Annotated in this window: 22 protein-coding genes; 17 read left to right on the top strand and 5 right to left on the bottom strand. The window is 32.0% G+C overall.

Annotated features, from left to right (window positions below; genetic code table 11):
* Nucleotides 1-19: 19 nt before the first annotated feature.
* From ABD077_RS15975 to ABD077_RS15995, 5 genes are all read right to left on the bottom strand, one after another.
* Nucleotides 20-1,465: a S8 family peptidase gene (locus ABD077_RS15975; RefSeq protein ID WP_343913250.1), complete on the bottom strand. Its 1,446-nt coding sequence runs from the start codon at nucleotides 1,463-1,465 to the stop codon at nucleotides 20-22.
* 149 nt (nucleotides 1,466-1,614) lie between these two features.
* The gene (locus tag ABD077_RS15980; RefSeq protein ID WP_343913251.1) at nucleotides 1,615-3,444 is read right to left on the bottom strand and encodes an N-acetylmuramoyl-L-alanine amidase; all 1,830 of its coding nucleotides are present in this window, start codon (nucleotides 3,442-3,444) and stop codon (nucleotides 1,615-1,617) included.
* 4 nt (nucleotides 3,445-3,448) lie between these two features.
* Complete coding sequence (locus ABD077_RS15985; RefSeq protein ID WP_343913252.1) at nucleotides 3,449-4,333, bottom strand: TolB family protein; 885 nt, start codon at nucleotides 4,331-4,333, stop codon at nucleotides 3,449-3,451.
* Nucleotides 4,334-4,633: 300 nt separating this feature from the next.
* The gene (locus ABD077_RS15990; protein ID WP_343913253.1) at nucleotides 4,634-7,054 is read right to left on the bottom strand and encodes a peptidoglycan DD-metalloendopeptidase family protein; all 2,421 of its coding nucleotides are present in this window, start codon (nucleotides 7,052-7,054) and stop codon (nucleotides 4,634-4,636) included.
* Between the two features lie 106 nt (nucleotides 7,055-7,160).
* Nucleotides 7,161-7,820, bottom strand: coding sequence for a LuxR C-terminal-related transcriptional regulator (locus ABD077_RS15995; RefSeq protein WP_343913254.1), 660 nt, complete (start codon nucleotides 7,818-7,820; stop codon nucleotides 7,161-7,163).
* Between the two features lie 725 nt (nucleotides 7,821-8,545).
* On the opposite strand from ABD077_RS15995, the gene ABD077_RS16000 reads away from it, so the two are divergent.
* From ABD077_RS16000 to ABD077_RS16080, 17 genes are all read left to right on the top strand, one after another.
* On the top strand, nucleotides 8,546-8,902 hold the full coding sequence (locus tag ABD077_RS16000; protein ID WP_343913255.1) for a T9SS type A sorting domain-containing protein: 357 nt from the start codon (nucleotides 8,546-8,548) through the stop codon (nucleotides 8,900-8,902).
* Nucleotides 8,903-9,334: 432 nt separating this feature from the next.
* A complete protein-coding gene (locus ABD077_RS16005; protein WP_343913256.1) occupies nucleotides 9,335-9,955 on the top strand; it encodes a recombinase family protein in 621 nt (206 codons plus the stop codon).
* Nucleotides 9,956-9,967: 12 nt separating this feature from the next.
* Nucleotides 9,968-10,177: a hypothetical protein gene (locus tag ABD077_RS16010; protein ID WP_343913257.1), complete on the top strand. Its 210-nt coding sequence runs from the start codon at nucleotides 9,968-9,970 to the stop codon at nucleotides 10,175-10,177.
* A 30-nt stretch (nucleotides 10,178-10,207) separates the two neighbouring features.
* Nucleotides 10,208-10,831, top strand: a complete 624-nt coding sequence (locus tag ABD077_RS16015; protein WP_343913258.1) for a hypothetical protein — start codon at nucleotides 10,208-10,210, stop codon at nucleotides 10,829-10,831.
* 128 nt (nucleotides 10,832-10,959) lie between these two features.
* Complete coding sequence (locus ABD077_RS16020) at nucleotides 10,960-11,295, top strand: hypothetical protein (RefSeq protein ID WP_343913259.1); 336 nt, start codon at nucleotides 10,960-10,962, stop codon at nucleotides 11,293-11,295.
* A gap of 23 nt (nucleotides 11,296-11,318) precedes the next feature.
* Nucleotides 11,319-11,558, top strand: a complete 240-nt coding sequence (locus ABD077_RS16025) for a hypothetical protein (RefSeq protein WP_343913260.1) — start codon at nucleotides 11,319-11,321, stop codon at nucleotides 11,556-11,558.
* 17 nt (nucleotides 11,559-11,575) lie between these two features.
* Nucleotides 11,576-12,040 (top strand): hypothetical protein, encoded by a 465-nt coding sequence (locus ABD077_RS16030; RefSeq protein WP_343913261.1) that lies wholly within the window; start codon nucleotides 11,576-11,578, stop codon nucleotides 12,038-12,040.
* Between the two features lie 14 nt (nucleotides 12,041-12,054).
* On the top strand, nucleotides 12,055-12,525 hold the full coding sequence (locus ABD077_RS16035) for a hypothetical protein (RefSeq protein WP_343913262.1): 471 nt from the start codon (nucleotides 12,055-12,057) through the stop codon (nucleotides 12,523-12,525).
* Nucleotides 12,526-12,596: 71 nt separating this feature from the next.
* Entirely contained in the window at nucleotides 12,597-13,334 is a 738-nt protein-coding gene (locus ABD077_RS16040; protein ID WP_343913263.1) for a hypothetical protein, read from the top strand.
* A gap of 249 nt (nucleotides 13,335-13,583) precedes the next feature.
* Complete coding sequence (locus ABD077_RS16045) at nucleotides 13,584-13,937, top strand: hypothetical protein (RefSeq protein WP_343913264.1); 354 nt, start codon at nucleotides 13,584-13,586, stop codon at nucleotides 13,935-13,937.
* A 50-nt stretch (nucleotides 13,938-13,987) separates the two neighbouring features.
* On the top strand, nucleotides 13,988-14,650 hold the full coding sequence (locus tag ABD077_RS16050) for a DUF6796 family protein (RefSeq protein WP_343913265.1): 663 nt from the start codon (nucleotides 13,988-13,990) through the stop codon (nucleotides 14,648-14,650).
* A 44-nt stretch (nucleotides 14,651-14,694) separates the two neighbouring features.
* Nucleotides 14,695-15,435, top strand: coding sequence for an NYN domain-containing protein (locus ABD077_RS16055; protein ID WP_343913266.1), 741 nt, complete (start codon nucleotides 14,695-14,697; stop codon nucleotides 15,433-15,435).
* A gap of 798 nt (nucleotides 15,436-16,233) precedes the next feature.
* Entirely contained in the window at nucleotides 16,234-16,473 is a 240-nt protein-coding gene (locus ABD077_RS16060; RefSeq protein ID WP_343913267.1) for a hypothetical protein, read from the top strand.
* 534 nt (nucleotides 16,474-17,007) lie between these two features.
* Nucleotides 17,008-20,142, top strand: coding sequence for an Ig-like domain-containing protein (locus tag ABD077_RS16065; protein WP_343913268.1), 3,135 nt, complete (start codon nucleotides 17,008-17,010; stop codon nucleotides 20,140-20,142).
* A gap of 342 nt (nucleotides 20,143-20,484) precedes the next feature.
* Complete coding sequence (locus tag ABD077_RS16070; RefSeq protein WP_343913269.1) at nucleotides 20,485-21,684, top strand: hypothetical protein; 1,200 nt, start codon at nucleotides 20,485-20,487, stop codon at nucleotides 21,682-21,684.
* A 150-nt stretch (nucleotides 21,685-21,834) separates the two neighbouring features.
* Entirely contained in the window at nucleotides 21,835-23,037 is a 1,203-nt protein-coding gene (locus tag ABD077_RS16075) for a hypothetical protein (protein WP_343913270.1), read from the top strand.
* A complete protein-coding gene (locus ABD077_RS16080; RefSeq protein WP_343913271.1) occupies nucleotides 23,024-24,643 on the top strand; it encodes a hypothetical protein in 1,620 nt (539 codons plus the stop codon). Before ABD077_RS16075 ends, ABD077_RS16080 begins: the two co-directional genes overlap by 14 nt.
* Nucleotides 24,644-24,653 lie beyond the last annotated feature (10 nt).

A 24,653-nucleotide genomic window follows, 5' to 3' on the forward strand; every position in this document is an offset into this window, starting at 1 on the left:
TTTTTTATTAAAGATCAAATTATTGAACAGCTTTTGCTACGTCTATTTTTCCGTATCCATATCGATTACTTCTATTAGGATAATATTCTCCAGCTTTTTGCATTTTTTCTAGAATTTCCTGCCTACTTAGATTTGGATTTTTTGCCCAAACTAAAGCTGCGATTCCTGCAGTAGTAGCCGTTGCGATAGAAGATCCTCCAACTACATTTCTTAAATCAGAGCTAAATCCTAAAACAGGCATAGTTCTATTAGAATCTGCATCTCTTTGCATAGCTACTGTAAAGTCTATCTTTTTTCCATCATGACAAATCGAACATCTTTTTCCGTTTTCTTTTATTCCCGTTACAGCAACGGTCTCTTTCATACTCGCTGGAAAAATAACAGCATACCAGTTTGTAAAAGTTGTTGATGTCCCTCCTGCAGCCACAATCATTTTATCTTTTGAATAAGCGTATTTTACAGCATCTTTTATATTTCTTACAGTCCAAACCCAGCCAATGGACATGGAAATAATCTTAACATCTGGCATATCTGCTAGTTCTTTTAGTGCTTTGCTAACCGCTTTTCTTTCTTTTCTGCTTTCCAGAAGTACATCTCCAGTTCCTCGATATACAACAAGATCACAGTTATAAGCCACTCCTACAGGCATGGCGTTATCGTTTCGCGGAGATGCAATAGCAGCCGACATTGCTGTTCCATGTCCACAATCATCAAAGACAGAATCATCAAATGTTCCAAATTGTTTAACTGTTCGCCCGTTAGAAAATCCATCATTAAAATCACTACCCAAAAATTTTTGTGATTGAGAAATTCCTGAATCGATTACTCCTACCGTAATTCCGCGTCCAGTACTATATTCCCAAGCTTCAGGAATGTTATGAATGTCGAATGTCCACGGCACCCATGAATTAGGAGAAATAACCCGATAGTCTTCTGGGTTAACGGTTCTTCCTTCAAAAGCACATCCAAAGTTTTTTTCTTCTGGATCTGGTAAGAAATAGTTGTATTCACTCGGTTCTATATAACGAATGTGGGATGCTTTTTTAATATTTTCAAGAGTCTCTTTTTTTGTAATCAGGACTTCAATATAGTTTAAGATTTCATCATCATGTTTTAAGGATTTGGAAATTCTCTGCTCTTCTGTCTGATCTACGATTTCTAAAATTTTTGATTTGATATTAATGAGTCTGGTAGAACGGTTGTTAGAAAAGCTTTCACCCTCATTTCCGTAACCAATATTTAAATACCCTCCACTATGTACTAAGGCACTCCACAAAATGTCAGTTGGGGTTTTGGTCCAATCGAGATCCCCATTTTTCTTGAGTTGATCAGAAATATAATTATTTATTTCTTCTATAGAATGTAATTTTTGATTAGAGTTATTTTCTTGAATTTCTGTAATGTCGTCTTTTGAACATGATAAGAATACGATAACCACAGAGATTAGTAAAGTTATTTTTTTCATCAGTATGAAGTTTATGAGTTTGCATTTGTGTGGTTATCTGTGGTGGTGGAGTTGGTTTTTAATTTTGTTAGGTCACCTCCTTTCTTTTTTATAAAGCCTAACCAATGGTTGCGATATTGATTAGGCTTTAGTGGTCTGTAAATGAATTGTTATTGTTTTATAAAATTGATAGTATTTGAAATCCTGGAATTAGATATTTTTATAAAATAGTGTCCAGCAGATATATCAGAGATCTCGGTATCAATATTTAGATCCACAACTCCAGTATTTGAACTTTTATAAGTGATAGTTTTTATTTTTTTGCCAGTTAGATCATAGATTTTGATTACTGATTTCTCATTTTTTACAGAAGGGAATTGTAGTGTTGTACCATTTCCATCAGTAGGATTTGGATATAAAGTTATTTTGTTGTTATCCAGTTTTGTATCATCTAAAATGTTCGGATTCTGTCGAGAAAGAGAGCTGATGGTTACGTCTAGATTTCCTGGTAATGACCAATTGCCTGCGCCATCGCGAACCAAACTTTTTATTTTTCCGTTTCTTCTTCTAATATCTTTTGTTACTGAAGATCCTGCTGTAATGGTTTGTGTATTATCAACTCTAAATTTGTACACCTTTAGATCATCAAACTCCATACTAGTTTTGTTGGTTCTAAGAGATATAGAACTCCCATTTTTAATAGGTGATGTGTCTGTCCAACGTAATAATGATTTATTATTTTTAAAGACTTCTATAACTCCAAATGCTGGACTGTAGGTGATCTTATAGTTTACCCAATTATTATCTAAAACCACATTTCCAATGGCTCTAAAGTTTAATTGATTGTTGATAGTTTCATAAATTCTTACTTTATTATCTTCACCACTAAACCATATTAGGTAGGAGTTTCCTCTTTGAGTTTGTGTAACATCATCAGCCATAATGTGAATTCCAAATTTTCTTGGACCACTGGTAGAAATAGTTTTAGCAGAGAATTCGTATAAATATGGTAAGCCTGAGTTTTGTGATAAGAAGGTATTTAATTTTGTATTATCAGAAGAGGTATTGGATTGGCGTAGATGCCCATCACTAATATCCCAATTTCCAGCTCCTATTGTATATCCAGAGTACAACACATTAAAATTATCATTAAAAAACCCATTACCGCGATTAGCATACCAGTTATCACCATATTTTTCTAGAGCTTGATAAAACTTCCTTGTTACTGCTATATTATCATTATCGTTAAAATTTGCTGTAAAATCATCAGATTGTGTGTTACCTCCAGAAGCGCTGATAGTGGTAGTTGGCGCTTCGGTATCCGTCTCGTCACCATTATCACCTCCGCTATCTCCGGAGCAATTTCCTAAACTATTTAGAAGAGCAGTCACATATGCATCAGCAAATCGATCTCTCCATGTATCATTCAACAATTTGTTTTTATCCGAAGAATCTACAAAACCAATCTCATTTAGAATTCCTATCGCGTTGTTTTTGTTTAGCACTCCTAAAGTATAGCCTAAATAAGGACGATCTTCTGAAGATCTTCGGTCAAACCATTGTCCCTTGGAGACCATTTGATCTTGAACTTCTCTAGAAAAACGGCTATTACTAGCGTTTGGTGTGTTACTTGATTTTGACCAAAAGGTTTCAGTTCCGGTTCCCCCACCACCATTACAGTGAATACTGATAAAACGATCAGCGTTCCAACTGTTTGCCATAACTCTTCGTTGTGATACAGAAACCCACCCGTTTCTAGTGGATCTGGTCATTCGAACTGTCCAATTGCCACAACTGTTCTGTAATTTAGTGCGTAATTTTAGTCCTACTGCTAACGCGGTGGCATGTTCGGTTTCCGTTCTTCCATCTGGATCAGCGCCTGTTGAAGTATATCCATGACCAGGATCTATAACAACTACCTGAGACTGTGTTTCGGAAGAAAAAAGGATAATAATAATGAATAGAAATATAGTCTTTAAAATATACGATTTGTTTTTCATGAGCTTAGTTTTTAATAATAAGGTCAGCAATAAAAATTCTTCCAGTTTTTTCATCAGAAAAAGCAATTCTTTTTCCATCTGGTGATACATCTCCCCATGTTGCAACAATATCATCAGTAGCAATGGTTAAATTAGTTTTGATAGAAGAGTCTTTTGAAATGTGATATAAATCAGAAGCAGAAATCTCATGTCCATCATTACTTTTATCTTCAAATGTGATAATTCCGCTGCTGTCACTAAGCCAAGATGTTGCTATTCCAACTCCTAAGAGTTTTCTTTTCTCGTTACCATAAATTGAATATATATAGATATTTGGACCTTCATGTACAGCTACAAATTTTTGATTTGGAGAAACTACAGGATGATAGAACTGACCATTTTCTTTCGTTATTACCCATGGTTTTCCATTCAATCCTTCTTTGGCTTCCAGTTTTAATGTTTCGGAGTTGATATATACCATTAAGTTTTTGCCTGATCTTGCTTGCATGGATGGATTGGTATTATCTGGATGCACATCATTCAGAATTGTTTCTTTGCTCGTTTCTAGGTGCAAGCTTTTTATTTTTAAGTTTTTTGAGAAGCTTCCTTCTTGTTTTTCTCTGAATACAACACTTCGTCCATCAGGAGACCAATTGGCAAGATATCCAATGCCTTTCCCTTTTTTTATCCTGTTCAGACTATTGTTGTTGGTTAGGTCAATGACGTAAAGAGAGGTGTAATACTGATTGGTTATTAGTAGTTTTTGTCCGTCTGGAGACCAGATTGGAGTACTGTATCTTCCTTCCGGAGATATCGCAGTAATATTACTTAACTGTGATTGAGCGTTGATAGTAAATCCTACCTGTAATAGATAGAAAATTACCATTATTATCATATGATTTGTTTTCATTTTAAAAATTTTGTTTTTTATAAAATTGACAGGATTTGAAATTCAAGTATTCTTATGGTTAGATTAAAATACTTTTGCCAGTTTTTGGAGTTTGATTCAATATTTTATTAAGAGATCTTTTCTCTTTTAAACTTGGTTTTTTGAGACCATATTCAAGAGTTATTTACATAAATTGTTTGTTAATTTTCATAATGATGATAGTGTTTAAGTTTGTGTTCTAGAGATAGTTTTGTAAGAAAAAGGACTCAGACTCGTTGTTAACCAGATGAGTAGAGCCCTTTTTACACACTTACAAAAAACTTACCTTTTGATTACCGAGATTGTTTTAGATGACCGATCGTCCTTTACTCGTATGAAGTAATTTCCATTTGTTAATGGAATAAAGTAACTACTTAGGTCAATTTCTTGGTTTTCAGTTTCTTCAATGTTTTCTCTAACAGATGTTATAACTCGCCCAGTAATATCTATAATGGAAATAGAAATAGGAGAATTGTATGATGATAGATTGGTCAACTTAATATCATTACCATTGGTAGGATTTGGATATACCTGAATGTTGCTTTCTAAATACGTATCATCCTTAATGAGAGAATTTTGTTTAGTCAGTGAACTAATGGTTACATCTAAATTACCAGGTTGAGACCAATTTCCAGCAGCATCTCTAACCAAGCTTTTGATTTTACCATTTTGTCGTCTAATATCTTTTGTGATTCCAGAACCAGCGGTAATCAATGTACTTGCATCGGCTCTAAATTTATACACCTTTAAGTCATCAAATTCCATGATGGTCTTATTTGTTCTTAGAGAAATGGTACTACCGTTTTTAATTGGAGAAGTATCTGTCCATTTAAGTATGGATTTGTTATTTTTAAATACTTCGATGACTCCAAATGCTGGACTATAGGTTATCTTATAATTTGCCCATTTGTTATCTAATGTAACATCATCAATCGCTCTGAAATTAAGTTGATTATTTACGGTTTCATAAATTCTAACTTTGTTATCTTCTCCACTAAACCATATCAAATAAGAATTTCCTCGTTGGCTTTGGTCTGGATTGTCTGCCATGATATGAATACCGAATTTTCTTGGTCCGGAAGTTGATATGGTTTTTGCAGAGAATTCATATAAGTAGGGGAGTCCAGAGTTCTGCGATAAAAATGTATTTAATTTTGTGTTGTCAGAAGCGGTATTAGATTGACGTAAATGTCCATTATTAATACTCCAGTTCCCTTCTCCATAGGTATAGCCAGAGTATAATACATTAAAATTGTCATTAAAAAATCCATTACCACGATTAGCGTACCAATTAGTACCATATTGTTCTAATGCCTGATAAAATCTTCTTGTAACAGCAACATTATCAGAATCATTATAATTAGCTGTAAAATCTCCTGATTGTGTATTACCTCCAGAAGCACTAATTGCAGTAGTTGGAGCTTGAGTATCCGCTTGTGATCCGAAAGAATTTTGAGATCTATAAATAAAGTTTTGTCTGGGTTGCCCTGCATCTACAAAAGATCCAGGAGTAGAAGCATTTCCTCCAGCGGCTCTCCATTCAAAATGGATATGATCACCAGTAGATCCGCCGGTGGTTCCTTCTAAAGCAATTACTTGTCCTTTCTGTACGGATTGTCCTTGGCTTACCAGCAGTGTTTTGTTATGCGCATAGTAGGTTCGTGTTCCATCACTATGCCTTATAATTACCAATCTTCCATAACCACTCGATAAACTACCACTGATTCCAGAGAAAGAAACTACTCCAGCTGCAGAAGCTCTTACATTATCATCGCTAGATAAAGATGTTGCGAAATCTATGGCATGATATCCATGATGTCCACCAGGTGTAAAAAAACCACACTCTCCTACTGGGCTATGAGAACCTGTCGGTCCCGGAGTTCCATGTCTAGATACACAATTCTCCTCTCCAAAATCCCAAGGTAAATAATATGATAATGCGGATTTGTTACTATTCTGTTGCTTGCCTGTTTTTACCTTGCTTTTCCAGCCTACTATATCAATATGTTTTCCTTTGCTTTTAAGTATAACTTCATTCTTTTTTGTTTGGATATTATACTCATAAACAATATCAGATACACCATGTAGATAGTCTGGTTTGGACGATGTCGTAGATCCAGAGAATATGAATGTATTTCTATTGGGGGCAAGTAATGGAGTTCTGGTGTATGCAAAAGGGATATTGACTTTCTGTAATTCTTTAGTTGCTATATCATAAATAAAAATACCTTCATGTTCTTCTGCGGCATCCAAATACATTGCTTCCACAAATATTTTATTTGGATCATTAGTCCATGCAATCGGTTTGAAAGCCTTTTCCTGTCTATTTTTATTCACTTTGCTCAATAGAGTGGTTTGAATATTGGTTTTTAGATTAACTTTATGTAGTCGAAATGCACCTCCAATTTGTTCCCGTTCCATATATATCCATAGGTTTGGATTAAATGGACTTTGTAATCCTTGAAAAAAATCATAATCAGGAGTTATCTGAAATTTAGAGTTGATAGCATGGTGTCGGTAGATTATATGATCAATCTGAGCTGTTGGGAATAATTGATTATTACTGAGTCTTAGAGCGCTAATTTTCTCATTTTGTTTCTTACTATAAATCTGGTTGTCTTGTTTTAGAATAAGTTCTTGAGCATGTGATAGTGATATCAGCCACAGTAAAACCAAGAAGGTTTTTAGTGTAGTGTTTTTCATTGTATTTAGAGTAGTTAGTTTTCGAATGGAAAATTAGAAACTCTTCTATTTAAAAAAATGGGTACAAGTGCTCATTTTTATGATTGAAACATAATCCTAATAAAAATTAATGATATATATCCTTTAGCCTCATGGTATATTTAAAAAGCGCATTACTACCAGTTATTTGTAACTTTTTACAAATATTCTGGCGATGATTTTTAATGGTTTTTTCACTTTTAAATAAGTCTAAAGCAATTTCCTTGTTGGTTTTACCAAGTGCTACTTGATTGAGTATTTTGACTTCAGTTTTTGATAATTGCTGATAAGACTTATCAGATACACTCGGAATCGGATTTCCTTCTTCTTTCCACCAGGGTTCTCTAAATAATTTGCTTACATATGGTTTATTTTGAATAGCTCTTCCAGCACATTTAGTAATGTTTTGTACTGTTTCTGCTTTGTATAGAATCCATTTAATTTCCAAAGTTTTAAGTTCTTTAATTAACCAGTCTTCTAAGGTAAAAGCCATAATAATAATTCTAGTCTTCCTAGAGTGTAATCGGGTATATTTGGCCAGTTCGATTCCAGATTTATTAGAGTTTAAAGTAGCATCTATGACGATAAAATCGGGTTGATTATTAACAATAACTTTTCTGGTGTTTTCTAAGTCTGATATATCTTCATATAGCTTAAATTTCATGTCTTTTGGGGCTTCTAACATGGCTTTGATGCCTAATCTTTTGAGTGGGTCATCATATGCCACAACAACGCTAAATTCTTGCATAGCTTTGATGGGTTTAGGGTGTGACATCAACAATAGACATGGTTCGGTTTCATCTATTGTCGAAAAAAATAATAAATACTACTAGAGAGCTACTACAAAAGCTAATTGGGCGAATGTTTTTGCTGGTACGTAAAAGACATATTTTTTATTAAAAGAAAATTTTGGGTGTGGTTGGCACTTTTCATTTGGGTTACGTTTGTGTGTGACTTTATAAAGTTAAATCTTATTTTGTTTTGAAATTCACTTTGATATCACTTTTCGATATAACGTTATCTTTTTTAGCTAAATACCTTTTGGGAATAAAAAGTGAAAATTACAAATCCTATCCTAAATCATAGAAGCTGAAAAAGTGATTATCCTAGTGTTTTGGTAGGTTTTATAGGGAAGCGTGTTTTTGTCATTTATTTAAAAATAAGTAGGTTTTAACTTACCTATTTTACAAAACTTGTTTGATGAAGTAGAAAGGTTTTCGGTTCGTTTTAGTTACTTTGTACTAGTAAATTTTAATTCCAAATTCCTAAAATCAAACTTTTTTAATAAAAATAGTTTGATTTTTTAAGTTTCACACATGAGATTACTAAGAATTATACAATTCATAATGCTAGCCAAAGTAATTTTTATCTGCATTGTTACAGTATATCCTAAAGTTGTCTTAAGACAAGTACTTTTTATCATTTATTTAACCTAATAATTATTTGAAAATAAGTAAATTAAAAATAAAAAAGATGAAAAAAATACTACTTGTTTTAATTGTAATGTTCGGTATAAATACAATGTATTCCAAGCCTTTTGTGGATATAACAATACCTATAGATTTTTCTAATGATAAAACTCCTGCTATAATACTCAAAGCTACAGCGGCAGATCAGTATATATCTATCGTTTCGGATATAAAAGAACCAATGGTTATTAAGATTATGGATGCATCTGGTTTTATTAGAATCGAAAAAAAGCTTCATCTGGATAGAGATATTGATATTTCTTTATTGTTAGAAGGTCTTTATGTCATGAAAGTTTCTGTTGGAAATCGAATAGAGCTCAAAAGATTTTATAAAGGCAAAGATGGTGTAGATATTAGGTGAAGTTACAGTTTAGTCAACGATAAAAGGAATTTAAAAAATAAAAACTCCCATAATCATTAGTGATTTGGGAGTTTTTTGTGGACTTAGATGAAGTGATTTTATATTTTTTTTGAGATCAGATGTTGTTTGATCGTTTTGTGTCTACATTTAAGAGACGTTGGATTTTGGATGGATGGATCAAAGAATACTTAAGAATATGTCCAAGAATAAAGGGAAGTATAAATACAACAATAATGTTGGTTAAGAAAATTACCAAGAGGAGAAAGAATGAAAGTACTTGGGAAGTAAAGATTAAGGTCTAAACTATTTAGTTTGATTTAATGGTGAATTTCATGAACTTCTGTTGATTACCGTGTTTATAACTATTTAACAGTTTAATTCCCCATACTAAATAAATAGTTTACTTTTAGATAGTTAAATAAACTTGGGAAAATGATATTTGGCTATGCAAGAGTAAGTACGGAAGAACAATCATTGGATCTCCAATTGGATGCTTTATTGAAAGATGGTGTCAGTGAAAAAAATATTTACACTGATAAAGTATCAGGTATCAAATCAGAGAGAAAGAACTTATCGAAACTACTCAAGCATTTAAGAGAAGGCGATACATTAGTCGTTTGGAAGTTAGACAGATTAGTTAGAAGCCTAATCCATCTTACAAATCTGATGAATGATTTTGAACATAGAGGAATTAAGTTTCGCTCTATAACTGAACCTTTTATAGACACCACTCAGGATTCACCCCATAACATGTTTATAACGAATATTTTCGGTGCGTTAGCTCAACTCGAAAGGGATATTATCATTGAGCGCACTAAGGCAGGATTAGAATCTGCTCGCAGACGTGGTAAGATATTAGGAGCACCCAAAGGAATCAGCGAAAAAAATAAACAAAGAGCCGAGTTATGCGCTTATTACTTTAGAGAAGGTAAATTAAGTGTTAGTGAAATTTGTGAGAGAGTTGGAGTGTCCAGAGCTACATATTACAAGTATCTTGATTTCAAAGGACTTAGTAATAAGAAGAGGAAATATCAAAGTAATAAGATTAAATAAAGAATAATTTAGATGGAAAAATATAATGCAGTTGTAACTTATTCAACCATAAGAAATGGGCACAGAAGAGGAAGATTAATTAAAGTGGTCTATAATGATGAGAATATTTCAAACGAAGAAATAATTGAACTTGCTGATAAAAAAATCATAGAAGATAGTAACCATGTAGGGTTTACTATTGAATCATCGGGTTCTATTCATTCAAGAGATAAAGTAAACTAAACTCTTAACAAACCAAGAACTAATTAGAGTATGAAAGATATTCCACATATTGCAATAGAGTTTCCAAGCTACTTTCCAAAAGATTTTAGTAATCTTTTGTTGGATGGAATTGAACATGAATATTTAGATCTTAGAATTGAAAGGAAAGAACCAACAGTTTGGGCAGCTATTGAATGGATGGTACCAGGAATAATTGCAGTTTATATTTTGAAACCATATTTTGAATCATTCCTAAAAGAAGCCGGAAAAGATCATTATTTACTCTTAAAGAAAAAACTTAATGATATTCTTTCAAAAACTAAAGAGATGAAAGTTAATACTCTTACTTCAACAGGAACAACAAATAAACTTGACAATTCAAATACACAGTCCAAGGCAATATCTGTATTTATTCAAACAGAAAAAGGAGTAATGATTAAACTTCTTTACGATAATGAACTTGACTTAACAACATGGCAAGAAGCAACTAATGATTTCTTAGGGTTTATAATGGAACATTATGAAGAATCTAAAACAGATCCTTTAACAGAGTATTTAAATAAAACTGATATTAACAGAAACACAACTATTTACGCAATTATTGACAAGACAAGCAAAGACTGGATTTTAATTGATAATATCGGAGAATACGAAAGGAAAAAAAGAAACCAATAAAGTTTAAAATAAAGATGAACAACGAAATTATTACCTGGATAATTCAAGGAGTATTTTTATTAGTATATGTAATTATATTTTTTATACAGAAATCTCAAATAGAATCTTCTAAGCAAATTAATGCTTCTATGAAAAATTTCATGGATATTTTTAAAATAGATGAACTAAAAAAATACGTTCAACTCAAAGAAGAGCGAATTAATATGCAGGTTAAAGATTTTGTATCAAATAGTCAAGAATTAAAAAGAATTGCTTTTGAGGCTACTAACGAAAATATTGAGCCTTTAAAAAAAATGTATTTTGATCAAATGGGTGAAGAACATAATGAACTTATTCTGTTTGCCATTGCTGCGATCAAAAGTCAACCAGAAGAAGAAAGACAAAGCCTAATTGAAAGAGGGCTTCCAAAAACAAAAAGATATTTTTTAAAAATGTTAGACGATATTAATAATGATGTTATTTAACTAATCAAAAGTTCAATAAAACGATGGGAGAAAGCCTAACTATTTTCGATATGGTCAATATGAAAATTAAACAGCATGAAAATGGTTTTAGTCTATGGATGCTTGAACCATGTGATGATGGAGAGCTGCGCGAAAAATGTTTAATTGATGGTTCTTTAGTTAAAGAATCTGGAGAAATAAAATTAAATAATAAAGAGCATAGAATGTTTCAGCCTATTTATCATGAAAATGATAGTTCTATTAAAATCAAAAAGTTCAAATAAACGATGAATATAAAATAATGTCAGTAGCTGGTTCTAATGAAAAGAAGTTTGCTAAAGTTTTAAATGATAAAATAAATGCGCAGCTTAAAGGAAAATTAAATTTTAAATCAGAAGATGGAGGAGTTTCGATAAGTGTAGATAATTCTCTTGTTTCCGATGAATGGATTGTAATGTTTGAAATTGATTCTGCAAATATGGCTAAGTTGATAGCTGGTCAATACACTTTACTTAATATTTTAGCAAGAGATAATGAAAAGACAAAAGGTAAAAAGCTATTATTTGTAATTGTACATTATTATAAAAACTACAATTCAGAAAGAACTTCTAAAAATCTTTCATTAATCAACAGCTCTTATTATAATGGATCCGGAATTCCTTTTAGGGCGTTTTCTAGTAGAGAGTTTTATGAATATATTGATGATTGTAATACAGAAAAAGAATTGATAGAGAAATTAACCAAAGTTCAACAAAACGATAAATAATCTAACAAATCATAATGGCAATTAAATCATTCCACTACATTCCTGCTGATTTCCCGAATGGGAAAGAACCAGTGATTAAAAAAATTATTCAAATGATTTTTGAGAATGTTGATAATTATGAAGAGTTTCAATTACATCTTTTACGAGATAAAATTGGATTAGATGATAATGAAAAAAGGCAGTTCAACGAATTATTGTCAATATTACGTAATGAACTCATCAAAAGTGATCGTATAGAAATTGTTCGAGGCACTCTTTTTAGAATGTTACCTGAAAAACCTAATAACGACCAACCTACTGTACAAATTGAAAACTTTATAAGTGGCAATAATCTTGGAATCCAGTCTAACAAAGGCAATGTTAGTGACTCAATGAATCAAAACCCAAGATCAAATAAATATCCACTACTTCAATATCTATTTTGGCTAGCAGTAATAATTGGTACCGTTATTACTATTTACAATACTTTTTTTAATAATAAATAAAAGTTCAATAAAACGATGGGAATATAAGGGACATATGCCATTTATTTCATTGTTGCGTACAAAACAAAAAAATGTACTCGAAAAAAGACAGAATTAAAGTTGAAAAGCAAATAATCGATTTTGCCAAATTAGATTCAAATATTATTGATTGTGCAATCGTTGGTTCTAAATCTGTAGGTAATGATGACAAATGGTCTGACATTGATTTGGCATTTGGATATGAAATCGATGCAGATATAAATCAAATATTGAGATATTGGAGCAAAATAATGTTTGAAAGTTTCGGTGCTAACAAACTATTTGACATGTCTTACAAAGAGTCTCTTTACAGGGTTTTCCTTCTGCCAAATGCTTTACAAGTAGATTTGTCCTTTACGCCAAGTGATCATTTTGGAGCGATAACGGATAATTTTAAACTAATTTTTGGTAACCAGAGAAAAAGAGAATTTAAATCACTTCCAGAAATTAATTCTATTGCTGGATATACAATTTTATTTGCATTAAAGACAAGGACTTCCATTGAAAGGGAAAAATATTGGCAGGCGCAATATTACTTAACCAAATGCCGGGAAAATACGATGATACTTAAATGCCTTAAAGAAAATCTTAATTCATTTGACGGAAGAAGTTTTGATGAATTAACACCTAGTTTTTTAAACCAAATTCAGAATACAATGATTAACGAACCAAACAAACGAAATCTAGAAAATGCCTTAAAGTCTATGATACACATACTGATCAAAGAATTGTCCACCGTTGACAGTTTAAACTATAAATTTATTAACGAATTAGAAATAATTGGCAAATAGGTACAGTATACAACAATTTGTGTAATGCATATGCTTTCTTCAAAATCTAATGCACCATACAAAAGATGTTATAAAAGTTCAGTAAAACGATGAAAGGAATTATAGGAAAAAATATTAGTTGTAATTTTAGTACTTATAGCCAAAGATGGTTATTCCTGTACATGTACTCCCGTTAAAATTAAAGAAAAATTTAATAATTCTAATTTAATCTTTACAGGAGAAGTTGTTGCAATAAGTCATGTTGAAGTAATGGATTCAATTCCAATACCATTCGAAGATAAATTTAGAGTACGAAGATTTCCTTGGAAGGTTTATAGATTTAAAGTTAACGAATTGATTAAAGGAGATTGTGATAATGATTTTATTGAAATAAAAGTATCCGTCGGAAATTCCTGTTCTAAACATTTTTCATTAAATGAAAGAAGTCTGGTGTTTTCGAACCCATCCAGTTATGGATATCGTATAGCAGATAAAACTGAATTCCAAACATCTAGTGCTTGTAGTGGGACGGATACATTGAAAAATATAAAACGTAAAGATTTTAGAAAACTAAGAAGACTTGGAAAATCATTTTTAAAAAGAGATAAAAGTTTACTTAAATGATGGGAATACAACTTTTTATATAACAGTTAAAAACTCAGTTACTAGATAAAATGAATCAGTTTTACATAAGGGTTTGTGGAGTGTTTGGAATCATTGGAGGATTGATTTTATTTGCTGGAGATATGCTTCTGTATTATGACTCAATTAGTATGAGCCTAAAGCGGAATATGGGTAATGCTTCTGATTTAAGAATCATTGCAAGTGGTGTATGCGCTTTATTTGCGACGTGGTTTTATATGATTGGATTAGCTCAGGTTTATGTTGCTTTTAAACCAACTAAACCCATTTATAAAACAGGAGTTCTGATTTTTTTTGGATGCATCTTAATAGCATTTGGAATAGTTCATGGAGCTTTTCTTACAATTGCAACCACTTCAAAATTAGCGATTGAGCATCATCTTGATTTAAAACAAGCTGCACTGCTTTCGGAAAGAATAAACGAAATAATGAGATTAATTGTTTATCCTTTTGTTGCGGTTTTGTCTTTTCTATTTATTTATCCAGTTTGGAAAAGGAGAACCTTATATCCAAGAGGGATACTATTCTTTTTTCCGCTTATTCCATTTTTAGTAGAAGACCTGGTTACTAAATATTTGCCAAACCACATTTGGATTATAGTTAAAGGTGGGTATTTAAACATAATATTGACATTATTTTTTATTGCATCTAGCATAGCTTTATGGAATATAGAGGAGTTTAAATCAAAAGCTTAATAAAAACGATAAATGAAGTAAATTATATGACTCAAAATATAAATATGGCTGTCTTAATTGATGGTGATAATATTCCTTCAGCGAATGTTAAAGAAATGATGGAAGAGATCACTAAATATGGCAATCCAACAATTAAAAGAATTTATGGTGATTGGACAAGACCTGGATTGACAAAATGGAAAAACTTGCTGTTGGAAAATGCAATTACTCCAGTTCAACAATACGGATACACAACTGGGAAAAATGCAACTGACTCTGCAATGATTATTGATGCGATGGACATTTTATATAGCGGAAAAGTCGAAGGGTTTTGTCTAGTCTCAAGCGATAGCGATTTTACTCGATTAGCTACTAGACTACGAGAGGCAGGGATGTTAGTTATTGGAATTGGAGAAAAAAAGACTCCAAGTCCATTTATTGTGGCTTGCGATAAGTTTATTTATATAGAAATCTTGAGAAAACAAACTGAAGATAAAGCGGAGTCCAAGGAAACGAATAACGCTATTGTAGATAAAATTACTAATAAAGAGATCAGCCTGATTTCTTCTTCAATTAACGATTTGTCAGATGAAGATGGATGGGCTTTTCTGGGAGATGTAGGAAGTTTGATTCAGAAAAAACGCCCAAATTTTGACTCAAGGAATTATGGTTTTGAAAAACTTACACCACTTATTAAATCGATTAAAAAATTTGAAATAGAACAGCGTGAAAATCCAAAAGGTCGAAGTAAATTGATTTACGTTAAAATTAAAGAACAGAAAACCGCAAAAAGTAAGAAAATATAGTCGTTTTTTGAAGGGCAAAACTTTTAACCAAAACAACAAATTGAAAGTTTAAATAGCTTATGAGAATAATATTTTGGATTCTTTATGTTTTGACAATAGCTGGGTTAATTATTTCTTTGATAATGATCGCAGCTGGTAATAGACCTTGCTCTGGCGATGGTTGTATGATTCAGTTTTTATACATTATAGGGACACCACTTTTGGTAATTTTTTTGATATTATTTTTCTTTATGACAAGAACGATTATAAAACAATGGAAAGCTAAAATTCAATAAAATAATGACTATTCCTAAAAAGGTTTTGAATCTCCAGAAATACAAAATCCTGCCATAAAGTAGGATTTTAGTGAAGCTGCAGGCCTTTCAAGTTTGCCAAATCCCCTGAGTGCACAAAAAAACCACCCGTAGGTGGTTTTTGAATGTGGAGTCCATGAGACGAAGTTCGAACTTTTTGATTGAGGATATTAGCTTGATTATTTCGAAATCAAAGTGTTTTTCTAATAAGTTAATTACAATAAAACTTGAGTGATTATTAATTTTATTTCAATACCAAGTAATCTTAAATGATAATATTTTTTATTTCTTTTAAGCACTTTTCTATTTTTTTCAATCGGTGTGAAATTTAAATGTAAATTATTTGAGTTAATACGATGATTAATCAACTTGGTTATGTTTTATGCAAGTAGAATCCAAGTTGTATTTAAGTAAAATGTCGTTTTATATAAAGCAGTATATCTTTTTAGCAAACAGCTTTGTTTTTTTCATTTTAATTTTACTAAAACTTTTAAAACATTTAAAAATGAAAACTTTAAAAAAGACTTTGGAAGATATAGACAATGTGAAACTTCTCACTAAGAAGCAACAAAAGGATATTAAAGCGAGTTCGTCAGGTATAAGCTACTATTATAGAGAGTGTGCCTATTATATCAATGGTCCTGTTTTTTGTTCTTTTAGAGGAAAACGATTTCATAGTCACAGTTATGGTTCGAGCTATGGATGTTTCTATGGTGGGAGAGATCAAGAAATCGCTTGTTATTAAATAAAGCGTTCAGATTCAAATATTCTAAAGTTTAAGATTTTTGACTATTGTTTAAATATTTTAGTTTCATGGATGGACTTATAATTATCCAATAATTTAATTCGTAAACATGGGTTTAAGCGGAATCGCATTAAAGTTTGCGAGGTTTGAAAAACAGGTTTGCCCCCCGCCCCTTATAAGATTGTTGGGTATGATATAGTTCATCCTTGTTCAGCTATTGATTAAATTAGGAATAGTTGACTTTAACAGCGTAGTAATATTAACTGTGGTTAATGAATTTAATCCTTATTAAAATTCTGTGTTATTTTTTCTCGAGAAAAATTAATATAATTTATGATCACATTTGGAAAATTAATTAAAATAATTACTTCTAAGATATTCGGCAAAGTATTTAATAAGAGGAGGTTAAAAGATTTTTAAGAGCGATAATGGTAAAAACAGTTTGTCTTAATTAAATATAAAGGTGTAGATAGTTTCAGTTAGATTAAACAAAAACTTTTTAAAACATCAATACTAACATAAAAAATTATAATAATGTACAAGAAAATTATTTTTTTAATTATATGCTCGGTATTATATTCCAATATTTGGGCGCAGAATAGCTTGACCGCTTATCCGGAGGTTATTCAAAATAACGGAAATGGTAGTCAGAATTGGGGTGACAATGTTACCTTAAGAGCTTTTAAAATCGATGGTAGTCCTGCTCAACTAATATATGATAATGAATTCAGAGATAAAGGGTTTGGTGTTAAAGGTGCTAGATGGGAACAGATAGATTTTTATAGAGATTATCAAGGGCGTAGAGTTAATGCAAGTGAGTCTATAAGAGTTGATTTTAATGGTCCTGTTACTGATGTAATTCTAAGGATCGGCATGTTAGGATTAAACGAAGGGTTTAATGGACTCGATGAGACGGGAAAATGGATAGCCTATGGTGCTAATGGAAGTATAGTTGCTACTGGGATTTTTGGTCCGGATGATAGTGATTTAGGTCCAGGAAATAAAGAAGGAGGAACTTATGGGACTTATCCTTTTTCTATCAATTCGAATTCTCGCATTTATTCTATAGCGATTGAGGCAACAGCGTTTGGTTACGGATCGGGAGAACCTAAATATGTTAACAGATACGATAACGAAAGTGGTAATAAAGAGAACAATTCTGATTTTAATCTTGTAGGGGTTTCATACAAAAGGTTAAATACTGCAAATAGACCTCCGATTGCAAATGGTGATGGAGAAATTGCTGGAGATCCAAATTTTACAACAACTTTGGGAGAAACACTTCTTATTCCTATTTCTAGATTGTTAGCTAATGATACTGATCCAGATGGAGATAGTTTAAGATTGATATCAGTACAAAGTGAAAGAGGAGGAAATGTTGAAATTAGAGGAAATAACGTTGCTTTTACAGGAACCGTTGTAGCACCAGGAGCATTATTTAGATATACAATAGGAGATGGTAGAGGTGGAAGAGACACAACTAGTGTTTTATTAAACGTATTACCTGTATCAACCCAAGTTAATGCTATTGACGATAATTTTGAAATTAAAGAGGATATAGGGCTGACTTCTATATCTTATGATAAGATTTTAGAAAATGATACTGGTAATAATATTAACATTAAGAGTTTTAATTTTAACAATTTTCCTGGAACAATAAGAAATTTAGCTGGACAACGAAGAATTGAATTCAAAACAAGATTAGACTTTAGTGGTAATATCAGCATACCATATAGGATTAGTAATGATAGTCAAGAAGATCAAGCTAACATTGTTATTAGAGTAATTGATATTAATGATTCTGCAGTTCGAATTGTTCAAGATGGTCCATTTACTACCATGGTAAATAGCACATTAAGAATACCTACTAATTCTTTAATTAGTAATGATCAAACTTCAACCACTCAGGGGAATATAGAATTAGAAAGCGTACAGAATGCAGTAAATGGTACTGTTAATATGAATAATGGAGAAGTAATTTTTAAATCAAATCAAGACTTTGTTGGAAGAGCTTCTTTTACTTACACAATTATTACTAGAGGGTTTAATAATACTATTACAGCGAGAAGAAAATCTAATCCTATCATAGTAAATGTAATTTCTAATTCTAATGAGGTAAGTATCAATCAAAATGCAGTTTTCTTGTCGAAAACTGGGGATCTTAAAACTCTTCAGGTTAATAAAACATTAGATCGATCTAATGTTTTGATAGAGAACTGCGATAGCCAGCAACATTCTTGGAAGGTTACAGATTTAGGAAATGGGTTTCATAAAATTTTAAACATATATTCTGGAAAAGCGCTGGAGTCATATAGACCTTCTCCTGGCAACGGTGATAATGTAACAGTTTTCACGTCTAATAATAAAAGCTGGCAACAATGGAAAATAATAGATGTAGGAAATGGGTTTTATAAAATTAGAGGTAGATATAATCCACGCTTTTTAACTAATAGTAATGGAAACGCAGTATTATTAAATCAAAATAATAATGATAGTCAGTTATGGAGATTAAGACTACCGAGCCAAGTATTATGTGATCAAGAAGATTCCAATAGGCCTCCTGTCGCCAATGGTGACGGTGAAATTGCAGGCGATCCAAACTATACACTAACTTTAGGTGAAACTCTTCTTATTCCTATTTCTAGGTTATTAGCTAACGACACTGATCCTGATGGAGATGTTATTAAACTTGTATCTGTACAGAGTGAAAGAGGTGGAACTGCAGAAATAAGAGATAATAATGTGGCGTTTAAGGGTACAGGAGCTTTTCCTGGAGCCTTATTTAGGTATACTATTGACGACGGTAGAGGTGGTAGAGACACTACAAGCGTCTTGTTAAATGTGCTTCCTGGTTCTCCTACAGATGAAGATTTTAGTTTACATGCAGAAGATCTAGATCTTAACAATACTAATAAACCACAACAATGGGGAGATTGTGTAACATTACTAGCAAGAAATCAGAATAATAAGTTAGTTCAGATAACACGAAATAGAAAAAGACTCGGTATAATGGGAGGTAGATCTAATACACAACTAGATTTTGACGGAGCAACCAGTAAAACTGAGGAGTTTTTAGTGAATTTTGGTAGTGAAGTTAGGAAGATTTCTTTTGTTCTAGGAAATCTTGAAAAAGATGAGTACGGAGGTTTTGATGAGACAGGTTTGTGGATTTTACTCGATAGTAATGATAAGGAGATTGCAAGAGGACTAATTGCTCCTGACAAAGGTGAAAAAGTAGGAAAGGGTATTTATAAATTTAATACTAAGGTTAGCAGAGGAGCTAGTAAATTAATTCTTAGGTCCACAGCATACGGGAATGGTCTGAATAATAGGGTAGATAATAATTCTGATTTCAGCTTAATGTCGATTAATTACTCTACTGGTAAAGAGAGTTGTAGCGTATTGGATAAAGAACCTTTAAGTAATGTGGGATTACTAATTTATCCGACAATAGTTGATGATATTTTAAATATAGAAATTCAGGGAGATGTTAGTCAGAATTCCTTATTACAAGTCTACAATGTTAATGGAAGTCTTCTACAAGAGTTGAAAATTGGAGGAAAATCGAATATTACATTGGATTTTCAAAAAAGGCAATCTGGAATGTATTTTGTAAAGTTAGTTGATTTTAATAACAATGAAAGAACTTATCGTATTTTGAAGAATTAAAAGTTCGACAAATATTAGTATTTGTATAATGTAAGATTTTTTCTGAACTGGATGGTCCTGAGCTATTTTTAAATTAGCTCAGTTCTTCTTTAAATTTTTACCTCAAAAAATCTAATCTTTACTTAATAATTACAAAATAGAAAATAATATGATTTAATAAGCCTGATGAGTTATCATGATGGGGTAGTTTAGTTTTGATTTGCGTAAAGCTGAATTGTGGAAACATTATTCAGCTTTTTTTATGGAATAAAGTCATTAGTTTTTAAATGGTGTATTTATTTCGAAATCTCATCGCAATTAGTAATTGTAATTTTAGTTATAAATAACATTAACTTATTAATTATGAAAAATTTATTTTTATTATTTATTGTAAGTGCATTCATATTCTCTTGTCAACAAGATGAAATTGAAGAACAAATTGTACAAGAAGAAAACCAATCTAAGCTTTATGATCCGGTTCAAGGGCGCAAATATTGGGTTGGGTATGGTTACGATTTAATAACTGATATTCAAAGAGAACCTGCTCTTGATATCAGTGATGAACACGTTACCCGTAGTTTTAATCCCAGAAGAGGAACTACTGTCGATGTGAATATAATTTCTAATAAAGAAGATATTACCAAAACGTTAGCTAAAATGGATGAAGTTAACTTTGGGGTTAATGAAATTCCTGTTACTGCCGGAGGTGTGTCAGGAACATTTAGCTTTTCTGTTGGGATCAAAAAAAGTCTTACAGAAGTAATCACTAAAAGTAAAAAACATGTTTTTGCCGTTGTGAGGATTACTAGACCAATTAAAGAATTTACCTACACCAGAGGTGTGCCTAGATTAAATGATGATGCTTTAGAAGGTTTGGATAGATATGGACCAAGATTTTTTGTAGAGAATTATGGTTCTAATTATGTTCAAAAAAATGTTTATGGAGCTGATCTTGTTTATATTTATAGATTAGATTTTAGTAGTGTATCTGAAAATAAAGTTAAAGATGTTATAAGGAATTTCCAAGTTGGTTTTGCTCCTTACTTTTCTTTTGGTACCAGTAGTTCATTATCATCGTCTGAGATCAGAGAAATTCAGAACTCTATAACTGATGTAACGATTCTTTCAAACTTAAATGGTTTTGCCCCAAGAATAGTTAAGAATGAGAAACAGGCAGAAAGAGAAATGGATAGATTAGAAGCATACCTAAAATCTCCACAAGGAAGAAAAGAAAACCCACTGCTAGCAACCTATACCAAATCTTATGAAAAAGTAGCAGATTTCAATTTTGGGGAGAAAAGAAGAATGAAAGGCGCATTTGTAAAGGCGGCTAAGTGTCATCAAAAATTACAGCAATGGCTTTCAGAAGAAGCGAAGGTTTCATTTGTAAGAAAAAGTACCCTTACTCCATCGATAGCAGCTCAGGCTGATAACGCTTTGAGAACTATAAGAGTTCAAATAGAAAAAGCTACTAATTGCGAGCAAGGATCTCGCGCTCCAAGATTTAACGAATTCAAGAGCATTCAATTAGAACCAGAATTAAGAAGAGCCTTTGAACTTTAAATAAAACCTACCAGTCAACCGGTGAAGATAGTTTTTCATCGGTTGATTAGTATTTATTTTTTAAATCTTTTATCGGTTTATATAATTGCCCCTACACACTTTTTTAATTTAAGGCTAAGAATTCATCAGCCTATTTAAAACTAATTAACTATGAAAAAATTCAGTTTAATAATATTAGGAGTCTTGATATCCATCTCTTGTGAGACAGACAATTTAGAAGATTATGAAAATGTAGTGCTAATTGAGGAAAATATAGATGAAGCAAAAGGTGCGGTTATTAGTTCACAGTTTAACAACAAGACATTAAAATCTCCATCTGGCAGAGTTTTTTATGCAGGAATTGGTTATAGCCCTAGCCGTGATAAAGTATATAATAAAATAGCTTTTAAAACTAAGGATCTCGTGAATAGGGTAAGTAATGAAGGGCATCAAGGTACTACTGCTGAGATTAGTGTTATCAAAACATATAAAGAACTTAAGACTTTTGTAAAATCGTATAAATTAGAATTTGGAGAAGGTGTTGAATTTTTTAGTGAAAACGGAGAGTCTCGTAATTTAGATCGGTTATCTCAAGACTTGACCATAAGAGAAAATGCTATGACTGTCATAGCAAAAATAAGAATCACCGATACCAGACGCTATGATGCCTTGGTAAATCCGGATTTTACTCCTCAAGCGTTAGAAATGGTTCAAAAAGGCAAAATCAGAGAGTTTTTTCGGGAGTATGGTTCCATGTATATAGATAAACAGCGTTTAGGGGGAGATGTCTTTTATTACTTCACATTTCGTAATAGTAACTTTCGTAGTGATAGGGTTACTCCTATGGAAACTGAAATAGCTAATTTGTTTTCTAACTTAGTGTACGACGCATCTGGTAATGTAACTTTTACAGATGAAAAAGTGATTAGAGATAATCTAATCAAAAGAGGTTTTATAACTAATATAAAAGGTTTTAGGCCTAAGCAGGTTAAAAATGTTCAAGACTTTAGAAGAGAACAAATACGTGTTAAACGTTATCTAAACGGGAGACCTTCTGCTGCTGCTACCGTTGATCTAAAATTAAGGTCATACGCTTCAATTTTAGCCAATGTTCCAAATGGTAATGAATTATTACCACTATTCAATCGAGAACTAAAATGTAAAAACGATTTAGATCGATGGGAACGATTCGAGCAGGAAATCAAGTTTATCAGATTAAACACCTCCAATTCTACTTTGCGTTCTCAGGCTACTCAGGCATTAAATGAAATCAGAACAAACATAAATAGATCAACTAATTGTAACAATTCTGTTACTCCATCAGAAACCAGATATCAATCAATTAAAATTGCCTACTCCGATGAGATCATATAATAAATCTATCGCCATAAACTATCAAAAAGTTCTACTTTACATCTCGAAGACTTCATTGGTTTTAATTTTTGGCTTACTTGTTCTTATGTTTTTCTCCTGTGAGCAAGAACAAATAGAAGATACAATAATTGAAAGTAATGAAGAAGAACAAGAGAGTACTGAGAATTTTTCTCAAAAAGGAGCGTTTTACTATCAAGGTTTTAAGTATTATGCAGGCACAGGATATGATCCTTTAAATGATGATTATTATCCACCGGCCATAAATGGTATTAAAAACAGCTTGGCTAAGCAGGCAATAAACAAGACCAAGGTAGAGGTTAAGATCATTGAGAACAAAGAAGATTATGATGCATTTACCAGACAGACTACTCAACGAAGAGCTTCTGTTTTTACAATTTTTAACTTTAGAGGAAAACAGCGAGTTTTAGAGAATAAAATAGGTTTTGATAATAATCACGTAACCGCTGTTGTAAGGATCAATGTACAAAGCTTTAAATATAGCGTTACCAAAGGTTCACCAAAATTTAACAGAGAGACTAACAAATTATTAGTTGATGGTAAATTTGATCGATTTTTTAGAAAACACGGAGGTAGTTATATTGATAGCCAAACGTATGGTGGCGATGTGTACTATATATATAAATACAATACTACAAATTATACTAAAGAACAGAAGTCTAATTACAAACGCAGTTTAGAGAGTAGTTTCAGAGCGATGTTTAATATTAATGGCGGGGGTGCCACTAACGAGCAGCAACAGGTAATTAATTCGAATAGATTGTCAATAAAAACGTTTACAAATGTAAAAAATTTCACACCTTCAAATACTATAACGAATGTAAACGCAGCTCTTAGAGAGGCACAGAAGGTAAAACAACATATCAACAGAAGACCGCAGGATGCTGCAGGTATAGGATGGCGTTTAAAATCTTATGCGGGATTAATATTAAGAGATACAGAGGCATTCAAACCAAGTGTTCGTAATCGTCTAGTACAAGAGTTCGATAAGGCGGCCAAATGTTTTGCTAATAGAGTCGGTTGGAGATCCCTTCGCTATGAGATCCAGAAACAAAAAGAAACTGACCCGACTGGTAACTTGTTTAGAAATTATGATGCTGCCATAAATTATGCGAATGGAAAAATAACAGCTGCTCAACTGTGTCAAACTATAGGTACTGCCCCTGCTCCTGCGGAAATTATTAATAAATATTATACTCCTTCATTTAATACACGGATACGTTCAGATCTACCAGACTCTTATTGGAGAAGAACGGATTCCTATATTGTAGGTTACTCGAAACCTGAAACTTTCAGAGTTTTTGATAGAGCAGATTTAGGGATAGGAACCATTGTAGTACAAATGCCTTCTGGTGATAATAGATATTTAACATATGATAATAATGGACTAACAGGCAAAGATAGCGGTCTGGATGGCAATAACTTTTTTAAGTTAACAAAATCATCTAATGATGGGTATTTTATAAATTTTAGATATGAACCATCAAGATACATTTATATGGAGCCAAGAATTTTGAATAGTACTCCGTATTTCTTCCCTAGATCGAATAATAAAGATCAGGCCACTAGATTGTATTTTGTAAGATAATTCAAAAATA

Source organism: Aquimarina litoralis (assembly GCF_039523995.1).
Taxonomy (GTDB): domain Bacteria; phylum Bacteroidota; class Bacteroidia; order Flavobacteriales; family Flavobacteriaceae; genus Aquimarina; species Aquimarina litoralis.